15 protein-coding genes are annotated in these 14187 nt (G+C 72.5%); 12 read left to right on the top strand and 3 right to left on the bottom strand.

Annotated elements, in window-relative coordinates:
• The first annotated feature begins 50 nt into the window (after nucleotides 1-50).
• The 12 genes from acnA to ACPPVS_RS10375 all read left to right on the top strand — a co-directional run bounded on the left by acnA (nucleotide 51) and on the right by ACPPVS_RS10375 (nucleotide 10253).
• Nucleotides 51-2795 (top strand): aconitate hydratase AcnA, encoded by a 2745-nt coding sequence (acnA, locus tag ACPPVS_RS10430; RefSeq protein WP_426592202.1) that lies wholly within the window; start codon nucleotides 51-53, stop codon nucleotides 2793-2795.
• Nucleotides 2796-2813: 18 nt separating this feature from the next.
• The gene (locus ACPPVS_RS10425; protein ID WP_426592201.1) at nucleotides 2814-3881 is read left to right on the top strand and encodes a polyprenyl synthetase family protein; all 1068 of its coding nucleotides are present in this window, start codon (nucleotides 2814-2816) and stop codon (nucleotides 3879-3881) included.
• Between the two features lie 33 nt (nucleotides 3882-3914).
• Nucleotides 3915-4394 (top strand): hypothetical protein, encoded by a 480-nt coding sequence (locus tag ACPPVS_RS10420; protein ID WP_426592200.1) that lies wholly within the window; start codon nucleotides 3915-3917, stop codon nucleotides 4392-4394.
• The gene (locus tag ACPPVS_RS10415; protein WP_426592199.1) at nucleotides 4391-4966 is read left to right on the top strand and encodes a hypothetical protein; all 576 of its coding nucleotides are present in this window, start codon (nucleotides 4391-4393) and stop codon (nucleotides 4964-4966) included. The genes ACPPVS_RS10420 and ACPPVS_RS10415 overlap by 4 nt, the downstream gene beginning before the upstream one ends.
• A 1-nt stretch (nucleotide 4967) precedes the next feature.
• A complete protein-coding gene (locus ACPPVS_RS10410; protein ID WP_426592198.1) occupies nucleotides 4968-5954 on the top strand; it encodes a hypothetical protein in 987 nt (328 codons plus the stop codon).
• A complete protein-coding gene (locus ACPPVS_RS10405) occupies nucleotides 5944-6465 on the top strand; it encodes a hypothetical protein (protein WP_426592197.1) in 522 nt (173 codons plus the stop codon). Before ACPPVS_RS10410 ends, ACPPVS_RS10405 begins: the two co-directional genes overlap by 11 nt.
• Nucleotides 6466-6531: 66 nt before the next feature.
• Nucleotides 6532-6945, top strand: a complete 414-nt coding sequence (locus ACPPVS_RS10400) for a hypothetical protein (protein WP_426592196.1) — start codon at nucleotides 6532-6534, stop codon at nucleotides 6943-6945.
• Between the two features lie 11 nt (nucleotides 6946-6956).
• Nucleotides 6957-7694, top strand: a complete 738-nt coding sequence (locus ACPPVS_RS10395) for a hypothetical protein (RefSeq protein WP_426592195.1) — start codon at nucleotides 6957-6959, stop codon at nucleotides 7692-7694.
• The gene (locus ACPPVS_RS10390; protein ID WP_426592194.1) at nucleotides 7691-8371 is read left to right on the top strand and encodes a hypothetical protein; all 681 of its coding nucleotides are present in this window, start codon (nucleotides 7691-7693) and stop codon (nucleotides 8369-8371) included. Before ACPPVS_RS10395 ends, ACPPVS_RS10390 begins: the two co-directional genes overlap by 4 nt.
• Nucleotides 8364-8891 carry a hypothetical protein gene (locus tag ACPPVS_RS10385; RefSeq protein WP_426592193.1) on the top strand — a complete coding sequence of 176 codons (528 nt, stop codon included), beginning with the start codon at nucleotides 8364-8366 and terminating at the stop codon, nucleotides 8889-8891. The genes ACPPVS_RS10390 and ACPPVS_RS10385 overlap by 8 nt, the downstream gene beginning before the upstream one ends.
• Entirely contained in the window at nucleotides 8884-9708 is an 825-nt protein-coding gene (locus ACPPVS_RS10380) for a class I SAM-dependent methyltransferase (protein ID WP_426592192.1), read from the top strand. The genes ACPPVS_RS10385 and ACPPVS_RS10380 overlap by 8 nt, the downstream gene beginning before the upstream one ends.
• 77 nt (nucleotides 9709-9785) lie before the next feature.
• Nucleotides 9786-10253 carry a hypothetical protein gene (locus ACPPVS_RS10375; protein ID WP_426592191.1) on the top strand — a complete coding sequence of 156 codons (468 nt, stop codon included), beginning with the start codon at nucleotides 9786-9788 and terminating at the stop codon, nucleotides 10251-10253.
• Between the two features lie 112 nt (nucleotides 10254-10365).
• On the opposite strand, the gene ACPPVS_RS10370 is transcribed toward ACPPVS_RS10375, so the two are convergent.
• From ACPPVS_RS10370 to adhP, 3 genes are all read right to left on the bottom strand, one after another.
• The gene (locus tag ACPPVS_RS10370; protein ID WP_426592190.1) at nucleotides 10366-11652 is read right to left on the bottom strand and encodes an alpha-hydroxy-acid oxidizing protein; all 1287 of its coding nucleotides are present in this window, start codon (nucleotides 11650-11652) and stop codon (nucleotides 10366-10368) included.
• 4 nt (nucleotides 11653-11656) lie between these two features.
• Nucleotides 11657-12973 (bottom strand): APC family permease, encoded by a 1317-nt coding sequence (locus ACPPVS_RS10365; protein ID WP_426592189.1) that lies wholly within the window; start codon nucleotides 12971-12973, stop codon nucleotides 11657-11659.
• Between the two features lie 137 nt (nucleotides 12974-13110).
• On the bottom strand, nucleotides 13111-14139 hold the full coding sequence (gene adhP / locus ACPPVS_RS10360) for an alcohol dehydrogenase AdhP (RefSeq protein ID WP_426592188.1): 1029 nt from the start codon (nucleotides 14137-14139) through the stop codon (nucleotides 13111-13113).
• Nucleotides 14140-14187 lie beyond the last annotated feature (48 nt).

Raw genomic sequence — 14187 nt, 5'->3', positions numbered from 1 at the left:
GTCCGGGTGACCCCCATCCCCGGCACGTTCTCGCCAGCGAAGGAGCCCCCGTGAGCGACGTCAACAGCTTCGGATCCAAAGGAACACTCGAGGTCGGTGACGCCTCCTACGAGATCTATCGTCTTTCCGCCGTCCCGGGAGTCGAGAAGCTCCCGTTCAGCCTGAAGGTCCTCGCGGAGAACCTCCTGCGCACCGAGGACGGCGCGAACATCACCGCCGACCACGTCAACGCCCTGGCGACGTGGGACCCGGACGCGCAGCCCGACACCGAGATCCAGTTCACGCCGGCGCGCGTGATCATGCAGGACTTCACGGGCGTGCCCTGCGTGGTCGACCTGGCCACCATGCGCGAGGCCGTCGTGGACCTGGGCGGCGACGCCACCCGCATCAACCCGCTGGCACCCGCCGAGCTGGTCATCGACCACTCCGTGCAGATCGACGTGGCCGGTCGCGCCGACGCGTTCGAGCGCAACGTCGCCCTGGAGTACGAGCGCAACAAGGAGCGCTACCAGTTCCTGCGCTGGGGCCAGACCGCGTTCGACGACTTCAAGGTCGTCCCGCCGGGCACCGGCATCGTGCACCAGGTCAACATCGAGTACCTGGCGCGCGGCGTCATGGTCCGCGACGGCAAGGCCTACCCCGACACCTGCGTCGGCACCGACTCGCACACCACGATGGTCAACGGCCTGGGCGTGCTGGGCTGGGGCGTCGGCGGCATCGAGGCCGAGGCGGCCATGCTCGGCCAGCCCGTCTCGATGCTCATCCCGCGCGTCGTCGGCTTCAAGCTCACGGGCACGATCCCGTCCGGCGTGACGGCCACCGACATCGTCCTGACGATCACGCAGAAGCTGCGCCAGCACGGCGTCGTCGGCAAGTTCGTCGAGTTCTACGGCGAGGGCGTCGCGTCGGTGCCGCTGGCCAACCGCGCGACCATCGGCAACATGAGCCCGGAGTTCGGCTCCACCGCGGCGATGTTCCCGATCGACGGCGTGACCCTGGACTACCTGCGCCTGACCGGCCGCTCCGAGGAGCAGCTGGCGCTCGTGGAGGCGTACGCCAAGGAGCAGGGCATGTGGCTCGACCCGAGCCTGGACTCCTACGTCGAGCCCGTGTTCTCGGAGTACCTCGAGCTCGACCTGTCGACGGTCGTCCCGTCGATCGCCGGCCCGAAGCGCCCGCAGGACCGCATCGAGCTGTCGCGGGCCAAGGAGCAGTTCCAGCGCGACCTGCCCACCTACGCGCCCGAGGCGGCCAACGGTGTCGACGAGGCCGAGGAGGAGTCGTTCCCCGCCTCCGACTCCCCGGCGATCACCTCCTCGGCCACGCGGACGTTCCCGACGGTCGACTCCCAGGGCCGGTCGTTCGACCTGTTCCACGGCGCGGTCGCGATCGCGTCCATCACGAGCTGCACCAACACGTCCAACCCGTCGGTGATGATCGCCGCGGCGCTCGTCGCGAAGAAGGCGGTGGAGAAGGGCCTCACCGCCAAGCCGTGGGTCAAGACGTCGATGGCACCCGGCTCGCAGGTGGTCACGAACTACTACGAGAAGGCCGGCCTGTGGCCGTACCTGGAGAAGCTGGGCTTCCACCTGGTGGGCTACGGCTGCGCCACCTGCATCGGCAACTCGGGCCCGCTCGACGAGAAGATCTCCGAGGTCGTGCAGGAGCACGACCTGGCCGTCGCCGCGGTGCTGTCCGGCAACCGCAACTTCGAGGGGCGCATCAACCCCGACATCAAGATGAACTACCTGGCCTCCCCGCCGCTGGTCATCGCGTACTCGCTGGCCGGGACCATGGACTTCGACTTCGAGTCCGACCCGCTGGGTCGCGACGAGGCCGGTCAGCCCATCTTCCTGCGCGACATCTGGCCGTCCCCGGAGGAGGTCCAGACCACGATCGACGCCTCGATCGACCGCGCGATGTTCACCAAGGACTACGCCGACGTGTTCACGGGCGACGACCGATGGCGCTCGCTGCCGACGCCCGAGGGCGACACGTTCGAGTGGGACCCGCAGTCGACCTACGTGCGCAAGCCCCCCTACTTCGACGGCATGCAGGCGACGCCGTCGCCGGTGGTCGACTTCCACGGCGCCCGCGTCCTGGCCAAGCTGGGCGACTCGGTGACCACCGACCACATCAGCCCGGCCGGCTCGATCAAGGCCGACAGCCCCGCGGGCCTCTACCTGGCCGAGCACGGCGTCGAGCGTCGCGACTTCAACAGCTACGGCTCGCGCCGCGGCAACCACGAGGTCATGATCCGCGGCACGTTCGCCAACATCCGGCTGCGCAACCAGCTGGTCCCTGGCGTCGAGGGCGGCTTCACGCAGAACCTCCTCACCGGCGAGCAGACCTCGATCTACGACGCCTCGCAGGCCTACCAGGCCGAAGGCATCCCGCTCGTCGTGCTCGGCGGCAAGGAGTACGGGTCGGGCTCGTCGCGCGACTGGGCCGCCAAGGGCACCAGCCTCCTGGGCGTCAAGGCCGTCATCACCGAGAGCTTCGAGCGCATCCACCGCTCCAACCTCATCGGGATGGGCGTGCTGCCGCTGCAGTTCCCGGAGGGCGAGTCGGCCGACTCGCTCGGCCTGGACGGCACGGAGACGTTCGACATCGTCGGCGTCACGGCGCTGAACGACGGCACGACGCCGCGCACGCTCGCGGTCACGGCCACCAAGAAGGACGGCTCGACGGTCTCCTTCGACGCGGTCCTGCGCATCGACACCCCCGGCGAGGCGGACTACTACCGCAACGGCGGGATCCTGCAGTACGTGCTCCGTTCGCTCGTCAAGGCCTGACCCAGACGAGGGGCACCCGTGGCCCACGACGAACGACTGGTCGCGCGCGTCCTCGCCGACGCGCGCGACCTCGTGCGCGGCGAGATCGCCGAGCTGGTCGCGCGTCGTCGGGCTACGGGCTACGGGCCGCTCTACGACCTCGTCGCCGACTACCCGCTCCGCGAGGGCAAGGGACTGCGCCCCGCGATCTGCCTGAGCGCCGCGATCGCTGCGGGCGGCGGGCGGGACCAGGCGCTGGGGTCCGCCACGGCGCTCGAGCTGCTGCACAACGGCTTCCTGGTGCACGACGACATCGAGGACGCCTCCACGTTCCGCCGCGGTCGCGCGACCCTGTTCGCCGACCGGGGTGTGCCCGTCGCCATCAACGTCGGTGACGCCACCAACATCTTGTCGGTGGGCGTGCTGCTGGAGAACGTCTCGACGATCGGCGTCCGCAAGGCCCTGCTGGTGCTCCGCGAGTTCGAGCGGATGGCCCGGGAGTCGGTGGAGGGTCAGGCCATCGAGCTCGACTGGATCGCCGCCGGCACGTTCGACCTGGAGGATCGCGACTACGTGCGGATGGTCTACAAGAAGACCTGCTGGTACACCGTGATCGCGCCCTTGCGGATCGGCGTCATCTGCGGGTCGCCACCCGGCGAGGGTCGTCCCACGCCCGAGGAGCTCCTCTCGCTCGTCGCCCTCGGCTTCCACGCCGGGGTCGCGTTCCAGATCACCGACGACGTGCTGAACCTCGTCGCCGACGAGGGCGCCTACGGCAAGGAGACCGCCGGCGACCTGTGGGAGGGCAAACGGACCGTGATGCTCCTGCACTTCCTGCGGAACGCGCCCGCGACGGACCGCGAGCGGGCCCTGCGCCTGCTGAGCGTGCCGCGCGCCGACAAGGACGCCGTCGAGGTGACCTGGCTCGCCGCCGCGATGGAGCGCGCCGGGTCGGTGGACCACGGCCGCGCGCTGGCACAGCGGTACTCGCGCAAGGCGCTCGAGCTGGATGCGAAGGTGCTCGGGCCCTCCCGCGACGACGAGTCGGCGGACTATCGTCATTTTCTGCGCGAGATGCTGCACTACGTCATCGACAGGACGCTGTAGTTCGACGGAGCTGTCTACCGAGCGGAGCAGTCGATGACCGAACCACCGCAGGGCGCCGGCGAGGCACTGAGCGAGATCCTGCGGCTGCAGACCGAGTTCCAGGGGCGGATGGTCGACGAGACGCTCCGCTACCTGCGCCGCGTGCAGGGCATGTTCGAGCCCCACAGCCCCGGCACGGTCCTGCGCCCGGACGCGCCGATCGCGTTGACCGTCTCCGCGCCGGTCGGCGGTCGCACCTCCGTGCAGCTCGACGTCGAGAACCGCCAGCGGGTGCACACCGCGCTGGCCGCGGTCCTCACCCCGCTCGTCGGCGACGACGGCACCACATGGTTCGTCGACGCCGACGCGCGGCCCGCGTTCTCGCTCCTCGCACCCGCCGAGCAGGCCCGGGTCACCGTGCGGCTCCGGGTCCCGGCGGACGTCCCGCCGGGGGTGTACCGCGGCCTGGTGACGTTCCGCGGGCTGCAGCCCGCCGGCGTGCCGCTCGAGGTCACCGTGACGGCAGCGCCGTGAACCGCCGCGCCGACGTCCGGCTGGTCGACGAGCCCGACCGGGCCGGTCGCACGACGGCCGCCCTCGTCGCCTCGCTCACGGGTCGGCTCACCGCCCTCTCGCTCGTGTCGGGGGCCGACGTCGTCGGTGCGCTCGCGGCTGGGGTCGCGGCGCTCGGGCGGCAGGCGGGCCAGACCGCGGAGGGCGTACGGCTGCGTAAGGGGCTGGCGCACGGACGCCCGGCGACCAACGCCGCACTGATCTGGCAGCAGCTCGGCATCGACCGCTGGCTGGCCACCATGCCCGCCAGCCGCGTGCTCGACCAGCTGCGCAACGACGTGGCGCTCCTGCTCGTCGACGACCTCGCGGAGACCTTCGACCTCCCGCCCCTCGTCGCCGAGCCCACCGGCGCCGACCGGCCGGCGGCGCCCGAGCGCATCGACCCCATCGACCTCGTCGTCGGACTGTGGGTCCTGGCCAAAGACACCGTCGACCTGGTGCAGGCGCTCGCGGACAGCTCCGGGCTGCCCGACGACGCCGTCACGCCCGGGCGTCCCGCGCCCGTGCGGGTCGACGGCGGCGTGCTGCGCTGACGTGCGGGACCACCTGCGGCGCCCGGTGACGGACGACCCGACCCGCGACCGGTACAAGGAGTGGCTGCACGTCAACGTGTTCGACCACGCCAGCGGGGCGATCGGCCTCGTGAACGTCTCCGTGCACGGCGACCCGCGGGTGCAGGCGTCGCGCGGGGTCGGCGCCGCGCTCGTGCACCTGCCCGGGACCGGCTGGGCCGGGAACGCGGAGGTCGTCGCGGCGCCGGCCGTGCCGGTCGGGGTGCTGAGCATGTCGACGCCGGCGGTCGCGGTGGCCGTGGACCCCGTCGGCCACGTCGCCGCCGTGGGTCGGCTGCCCGCCGACCGGCTCGACCTGTCGCTGCAGGGTGTGGCCGTCGGCGCCGAGCTCGGGGCCGTCTCGGTCATGGAGTTCGGGTCGGGACACCTCGGGTGGTACGTCTACCCGCGGCTCCGCGTCGACGGGCACCTGGTCGTCGGGACCCTGGACGTCCCGCTGTCGGGCGCCGGCGGGTACGCCGACCACAACTGGGGCCGCTGGTGGTGGGGTGACGACGCCGGCTGGGACTGGGCGTGCTGGCACGGTGCGGACGGGCTCCTGGTGGTGCTCTCGCGCATGACGAACCGCGCGCACACCCGCACGGGCCTCGTGCTCCTGACCGTCGAGGTCGCGGGGCGCGTGGTGCGGTTCGTCGGCGACCAGATCCTCGTGGAGGCCCACGGGGTCGCGACGCCGTCGCGCCGGTTCCCCGGCGCGCTCGCCGCCCTGTTCGCCGACCACGCCGCCGAACGGCTGCCCGCCCGGATCGTGGTCCACGCCGCGAACGGGTTCGACGGGCTGGACCTGGAGTTCGACGTGCGGGACGTCGCGCAGCTCGTCATGGCCGAGCCGGCCCAGCCGGGCTTCGCCTTCCTGCACGAGCTCGTGGGCGCGTTCCGGTGCACGGGGCTGGTGGCCGGCTGCCCGGTCGACTCCACCGGTCTGGGGGTGCTCGAGCGTGCCGGCTGACGTCCAGGCTGACCGAGGTCTGCTCGCGTTCGTCGTCGGCCTCGTGGCCGGGCTGGACGCCTCGTCGGCGGCCCGCGTGCGGCGGCTGGCCGGCTCCCGGTCGGCCCGCATCGGGCTCGACGACGAGTCCGTCGACGTGTCGTTCGGGCCCGACGGCTCCTTGCGCGCGTCGTCGTCGTCGCCCGCCGAGGTCGCCTGCCGGGGACGGACCGACCGGCGGACCGTGCTCGATCTGCTGGGCGCCCGGCTCGAGGTGCGCGACGCGGTCCTGTCGGGGTGGATCGAGGTGGTCGGCCCCGTCGAGGACGTCGCGGCGATCTTCGCGATCGTCGAGGTGCTGCTCGCGGCGTCGGTGCGGCTCCCGGCGCTGCAGGTCCTGGCCGGCGAGCTCGCCGGACCGCCCGGTCCTGTGCGGGGCCCGGCCGTCGCCTGGTACCCCGACGAGATCACCGCGGCCGAGGTGGCGTTGCTGAGCGAGCTCGACCTGATGTCCGACGGCCCGGCTGGTTGACGCCCGACTTGTCCGGGGTCGATCCTGGAAAGAGCGGGATCCTGCGCGGCAACCTCTGGGGGAGCCATGGGCTCGGACGTCCATCTCGACGGCCATCTCGACTCGATCGGTCCGGTGAGCATCAACCCCGTCACAGTCGACGGGATCCCGAACGCCTTCACCATCACCGTCGGGTCGCCGATGCCCAAGATCCAGCTGGGCGTCGACCCGGTGACCCTGAACCCGGTGAACGCGACACTGACGCTCAACCCGGTGACGCTCAACCCCGTCAACCTCAACCTGGCCGTCACCGAGCTGCCCGAGACGCGGGCGCACATCCCCGCCGACTTCACGGTCGGGCTGAGCCTGCTCGGCATGGACCTGATGTCGATCCGGCTGTGCGGCGAGGCGCAGATGATCTCCGAGGCGTACAGACCCGGTCCCTGCGAGCAGTGCGGGTACACCGAGCGCGACGCGTTCCTCGACGCCCAGGACGGCTGAGCGTGGCACGGGTGAGCCGGGCGACGGTCGTCAGGCTCGTGCGCCTGGTGGGACCGCCCAGCTCCGTCGTCGGCGTGGTCGACGTGCCGTCGGCGCAGCGCCTGTCGATCGTGCTCGTCGGGCCCAAGGACGGCGCGCTGGCCGACGCGCGGGTGCTGACGGCCCCCGTCGGCGCCGGCCGCACCGAGGTCCGGCTGCTGCTCCCGCAGGACGCGGAGCCCGGAGAGACGGACGCCGAGCTGCTCTGGGACGGCGGGACGGTCGACGTCCGCGTGGTCGTGCTGGGTCGGACCGCCGTGCAGGTCCGGCCCCGCACCGTGCAGGTCGCGGCCGCGGCCGGCGCCGTGGTCCCCGTGGCCGTGCACGTGGTCAACTGCGGGAACGTGGCGGTCGAGGTGGCCAAGGTCGCCGTGCTGGCGTTCGAGGAGAGCGAGACGCTCGAGGCCGCGATCGTCGCCGGCCTGTCGGGCAAGGCCAAGGGTCTGGAGCGTTGGGGCGTCGTCGCGGACACCGTCGCCGCGCGCCAGGCAGGCCCGGCCCGCATCGTCGTGACCGACGGCGCGGGACCCCTGCTCCCCGGCGCCGACGCGTGGGTGGCCGCCGACGTCCACGTCCCCGAGGGACTCGGGGGCGCGGACCATGCCGGGACCTGGGAGCTCGCGGGTGCGCGGGTACGGGTCGAGCTCCAGGTGCAGGCCAGCGACCCGAAGCCGCGGTCGCGGCGTCCGTCGACCAAGGAGGGCCCGTGAGCACGCAGCAGAACCTCGGCGACCAGACCACCGCCGTGCTCGACCAGCTGGTGGGGGCGGGGGTGCGTTTCGGACGGTCGATGATCGACGCGCTGACCTCGTCGACACCGGTGAGCGACGCCGTGGGCGCCGCCACGGACGCCGCCGGCAAGGCGACGGCCGGCCTGAAGCTCGGCTCGATCTCGTTGCCGCAGGTGTCGATGGGCGCGCCGTCGTGCGGGTGCGCCATCCCGGACGCGTGCTTCCTGCCCGAGAAGCTGCCGACGGTCACCGCGCACGGCTGCCCGGGCGCGACCATGAAGCTGCGGATCCTGGTGACCAACGAGTGGCCCGCCAGCCGGGTCGTGGCCATCCGCGCGACGGGCGCCGACGCCAAGGCCGTGACGATCGACCCGGTCCAGCAGGCCGTCGGCCCGTACGAGGCCGGGACCTTCACCGCGACCGTGCACCTGGCCGACGAGGGGGCGGACGGCGTCTCGGTGCTCCTGTGGGTGCGCGGCTGCCGCGACCACGTCGTCCGCTGGGAGGTGTCGTCGTCCGACGGCGGGTGCGCCTGCGTGCACGAGGTTGCCGTGCTGGACAAGCCCGACACCGTGCACCACTGGTACGACCACTTCTACAAGGAGCCGTGCTGCCGACCCCAGCCGCGCGTCCGGGTGCCGACCGACCATGGCTGACCCGACGCCCGGTGCGCAGGACCTGGTCCGCCGCATCGTCGACGCCAACGTCACGTACATGAAGGCCTGGGGGTCCCTGGTCACGGACTGGCTGAGCGAGGTGAGCGCCGTGGCCACGGCCGCGCCGGGCGTCGTGTCCGTGCAGACGCCCGCGACGACCCCGACGCACACGCACGCACCGTCGCCCGCCGAGCCCGCGGGGGCGGCCGTCCTGGTGCTCGAGGGGCCCGCCGGTGCTCAGGTGGCCGGTGCGTTCGAGGTGGAGAACGTGCTGGACGCGGAGGCGTCGGGCGTGGTCGTGGTCGACCCTTTTCGAGATCTGGCCGGTCAGCCGGTCGACGTCGAGGTCGCCATCACCCCGACAGCCCTCGACCTGGCGGCGGGGGAGTCCGTGATCGTGTCCGTCCGGGCGACCGTGCCCGCGACCGCCGTGTCGGGCGTGGACCATCGCAGCACCGTCCGCGTCGAGGGGATCCCCGCCGGCACCATCGCCGTGGTGCTACGACGCACCGATGACTGAGACCGCCAGCGGGTTCCTCGCCGCGTCGATGTGGTCGTGGGCGGCCCTGGTCGCCGACCCGGCGCGGGCCGCCCGTCAGGCGTCGCGTGCGCGCGGCGACGGGCCCGTGGTCGACGCGCGCCCGCCGTCGCCGGGCGGTGGGCCGTTCCTCAGCCTGACCCAGCGGGCCCCGCGGCTGCTGGACGCCCCGACCGAGCACGACGGCCTGGTCGAGGAGTTCGACCGGCTGGCCGAGGCGTACGACTTCTACGTCAGGCCGTTCTCGGTGCCGCTGTTCTCCGAGGCGCTCGACATGCTGGCGCCCCTGCTGACCCCCGACGCCCGCGTGCTCGACGCGGGGTGCGGGCCGGGGCGGGAGCTACGCGCCGTGGCGCGGCTGGTGCCCGACGGTGAGGTGGTGGGTGTGGACCTCGCCGCGGGGATGGTCGTCGGGGCGCACCGGGCCGCCTGGGCCGCCGGACTAGACAACACCGCCTTCGTGCAGTCGGACGTCGGCGACCTGCCACGCGACCTCGACGGCGCCTTCGACCTCGTCTACAACTGCCTGGCGCACCACCACTACCCGGACCCGGCCGCCGCCGCCGCGGGCATCCGCCGCTGCCTGCGCCCGGGCGGGCACTACGCGATCATCGACCCCGGCCCGCAGTGGTTCGTGCAGCTGGCCTCCGCCCTCTCCCTGGCCGGCGACCCGGGCTGGATCGGGTTCCACACGCCCGACCAGTTCCGCACGCTCCTGGAGGGCGCCGGGTTCGTCGACGTCACCTGGTACGACCTGCTGCCCGGGTTCGGCATCGCACTGGGTCGGGTGCCGGACTAGTCGCACCGTCAGGCGGGGTCGCCCTCGAGCGTGGCCAACAGCTGGGCGAGACCGGCGGCGACAGTGCTCACGTCGTCGTGCCCCAGGTTCGAGCCGGGGTTGCCCCGGGCTGGCGCGGAAGCGCAGGTGCCGTCGCGGAGCCGCCACCGGTCGTCGCGACCACCAGCGCACCGGCTCCCGACGACCCGACCGCCACCGACCCCGCGCCGCCTCCTGACACGACGAGCACCGATGTCATCAGCGCCATCGCGGTGCTGCACGACGGCACGTCGGAGACGAGCGCCAACGGCACCGACCCGTTCGGCGTCTGGTACGCAGGCACCGCCCTCGACAGCCAGGTCACCGCCTACGCCTGCCAGCTCGGGGACGTCGACTCGTGCGGCGCGCTGGAGGGCATCCTCGTCGCGGACTGCCAAGCCACCTGGGATGCGGCGTGCGACGTCCTCTACCTGGCGGAGCCGGCAGGTTCGAACCTCGAGGACCTGGGTGCCACGTTCGGGTACCTGTTCGCCGACTGGACCTACGCAGGCTCGTGCGCGACATGACCGCGTCACCGACGTTCTGGCTGACCGCGTCCGTCCGTGATCTTCGCGTTCAACGGGCTGCTCTCGTTCGCGTGGGACGAGCGCCTTCCCCCGGGCCCGACGAGTGCGCCGGTCAGGCGAGCAGGTGCGGCCCGATCTCCTCGACCGACCGCACGCCGGACAGCGCCATGCTCAGGTCGAGCTCCGCCCACAGGTGCTCCATGACGGCTCGTGCGCCGTCGGCGCCGGCCAGCGCGAGGCCGTAGACCCACGGGCGCCCGACCAGCACCGCCCGCGCTCCGAGCGCGAGTGCCGTCAGCACGTCTGCGCCGCTGCGGATCCCGCTGTCGAACAGCACGGGTACCCGTCCGTCGACCGCCTGCACCACCCCCGGGAGCGCGTCGAGCGACGCGATCGCGCCGTCGAGCTGTCGGCCGCCGTGGTTGGAGACGACGATCCCGTCGATGCCGTGCTCGAGTGCGAGCGTGGCGTCGGCCGGGTGCTGGATCCCCTTGAGGACGATCGGCAGCGACGTCCGCTCGCGCAACCGGGCCAGGTCAGCCCAGGTCAGCGACGGCCTGGAGAAGACATCGAGGAAGGTCTCGACGGCGGCCCGCGGTAGCGGTGAGCGCAGGTTCCGGGTCAGCGGCCCGGGATACTTCCGTGCCATCGACAGCAACGCGCGGACGGCGGCGGGAGTGGGGCGCGGGGTCGGCTCGCGGCGCGGTTCCGCAGCACGCTCCTCGACGAGCCGGCGGAACGCCGGGTCGGTCGTGTACTGCGCGATCCCCGCCCCGTGCGCGAACGGCAGGTACCCGATGTCGAGGTCCCGCGGGCGCCAGCCGAGCACGTGCGTGTCGACCGTGACGACGACGGCCTCGGCTCTCACGGCCTCGGCGCGGGCGACGAAGGAGTCGACGATGTCGTCGTCGTTGCTCCAGTAGAGCTGGAACCAGCGCGGGCTGTCCTGCAGCTCCCGAGCGACGTCCTCCATCGGCACCGACGCCTGCGACGAAAGCACCATCGGCAGTCCGAGCGCGCGCGCCGCACGCGCGACGGCGATCTCCGCATCGCGGTGCGCGAGCTCCAGAGCGCCGACCGGGGCGAACAGCAGCGGCGCGGGCAGTCGTCGGCCGAAGAGCTCGACGCCGGTGTCGCGTCGTTCGACGTCGACGAGCATGCGCGGCACGATCCGGTGACGCTCGAACGCCTCGAGGTTCGCCCGGGCGGTGCGCTGCTGACCGGCACCCCCCGCGAGGTACCGCCAGGCCGGGTCGGGCAACCTCCGGCGCGCCGCGGTCTCGAGCGCCGCAGGGTCGACCGGGACGACGGGCCGACGCCCGAAGACGCCGGCCCGGAAGATGCGCGACTGGACGGTGCGGCCGACGCTGGGGGTCGCGGCGGTTGCGTCCTGACTCACGCGTTCAGTGTGGCACCGGGGCGACGACCGTGGCCCGGCGTCGCCGCGTCCACAGCTCGTCGACCACCACGGCGAGGACGACGAGCGCCATCATGACCCAGAACGAGCGCCGCTGCGTGGTGAACAGGTTGACGACGAACCCGACCAGGACGACTCCGGCGATCGCGACCGAGACCGCGGTGAGCGCGGCAGAGGCCCGGAGCTCGGCTCGCAGGCGAAAGGCTGCGACGGCGACCAGAAGGAACACCGCGAGGGACACCCCGCTGCCGACGGAGGCGAGCGCGCCGACGTCCAGCACCGTGACGAACGCGACCGTGAGGGCGGCGGTGATCAGCAGTCCGCCGTTCCGGCCCAGGCGAGTGCCCGGACCGAAGACCGCCGGGAACATCCCCGTGGTTGCCAGCGTCTCGGTGAGCCCGCGTGCTCCGTACAGCGTCGCGGTCACGCTCGAACCGGTCGCCAGCAGGGCCGCGACGGTCATCATCACGTACCCCGCCTGGCCCAGCGCCGGCTCGGCCGCCACTGCCAGCGCGCGGGGCCCGGCCTCCACCACCTGGTCGACCGAGAGCGTGCCGAAGACGCCCAGCGAGACGGCGACGTACAGCAGCGTCGTGATCGCCAGTGAGGTGTACATCGCGACGGGCAGGTCGCGTCGGGGCCTGGTCAGGTCGCCGCCGGCGAACGAGATGACCGCGAAGCCGAGGAACGCGAAGAAGGTCAGCGCGATGCTGGCCAGGATGTCGGACGCGGGCGGGTACGTGCTGGGCGCCAGGCGCGAGACGTCGATCTGCGAGAGCGTACCGACGACGAACACGGCGAACACGACCAGGAGCAGCCCGACGATCACCGTCTGGAACCGGTCGACCACGCGCGGGCCGGCCACGGTCAGCCAGGCGGCGAAGACGACCAGAGCCGCCGCGCACAGCTTGGACAGCCAGCCGCCGGAGGGCGCGTCGGCGATCACGGCCGCGGCGTAGTCGCCGAACGACGACGCCACCATCGCGCACACCACGACGATCGTCGTCAGGTACCCGAGCCAGGCGGCGACACCGACCAGTCGGCGGCTGCGGTACCCGTGCTGCAGGTAGACGATGATCCCGCCGGACGACGGCCAGCGCATCGCGAACTTCACGAGCGCGTACCCGAGCGCCGCCGTCATGATGCCCGCCAGCAGGAACGAGATCCACACCGCGGAGCCGGCGACGGCACCTGCTTGTCCCAGCAGGGCAAAGATCCCCGCCCCGACCATCGCGCCGACGCCGATCACGATGGCACCCCGCACCGTCAGCTGGGCCTTCGGCGTCGAAGCGGGCTCGGGCATGCGCTACTCCCTGGGTCCGACCACGTCGTATCTCTAGCAGACGGGCGGCCGGGAGTGAAGGTGCCGGGCCAGAGCGCCGCCCCCAGCTCTAGGGACGGCGCTCTCGTGGCGGGCTCCTGGACGTCGGTCGCCCTCGGTCAGTCCCGCAGGTCCATGACGACCCGGCCCTCGATCTCGCCGCGGAGCATCTCGGCGACGATCGCGTTGACGTCGTCGAGGGGACGGACCGTGAACGTGGGCGTGACCAGTCCGCGTGCGAAGAAGTCCAGCGCCTCGGTCATGTCCTTGCGGGTCCCGACGATGGATCCGCGCACGGTGAGCCCGAAGAGGACGGTGGTGAAGATGTCCAGCGGGAACTGGTCGGGCGGGAGCCCGACGAGCGCCACCGTGCCCCCTCGGCGCAGCGCTCCGACGGCCTGGGGGAAGGCGTGCGCGTTCACGGCGGTCACGAGGGCGCCGTGCACGCCACCGGTGAGCTCCTGGAGCCGGGCGGCGGGATCAGCCTCGAGCGCCGCGTTGACCACGACCTCGGCGCCGAGCTTCGTGGCCAGGGCGAGCTTGGTGTCGTCGACGTCGATGGCGGCGACCCGTCGACCCATCGCGACGGCGTACTGGACGGCCAGGTGCCCGAGGCCGCCGATGCCCGAGACGAGCACCCACTCGCCGGGCTGCGTGTCGGTCATCTTCAGGCCCTTGTAGACCGTGACGCCGGCGCACAGCACGGGCGCGACGCCCGCCTCGTCGACGCCGTCGGGGATCACCGGGCAGTAGCGCGAGTCCACGACCATGTACTGGCCGAACGACCCGTCGACCGAGTACCCGCTGTTGCGCTGGTTCGGGCACAGGGTCTCCCAGCCGGTCTCGCAGTACTCGCACTCGCCGCAGGCGGACCACAGCCAGGCGTTGCCGACGAGGTCGCCCACCGCCACGCGCGTGACCGCGTCGCCGATCTCCACCACCCGCCCGACACCCTCGTGCCCGGGGATGAACGGCAGGGTCGGCCTGACGGGCCAGTCGCCGTGGGCCGCGTGCACATCGGTGTGGCAGACCCCGGAGTAGTCGACCCGGACGAGCGCCTCGTTCGGCCCGATCGTCGGGATGGGAACCTCGGTGATCTCGAGATCCGTGGTGAACGACCGGACTACGCCGGCCCGCATGGTGTCCATGGCGTGTGCTCCTAGCGATGTACGTCCCCGAAGGGGTCCTCGCGACGT

Source organism: Cellulomonas sp. McL0617, from assembly GCF_049994875.1.
Taxonomy (GTDB): domain Bacteria; phylum Actinomycetota; class Actinomycetes; order Actinomycetales; family Cellulomonadaceae; genus Cellulomonas.
Note: the sequence above shows the minus strand (reverse complement) of the source record. Positions and strands in the feature narration are given on the sequence as shown.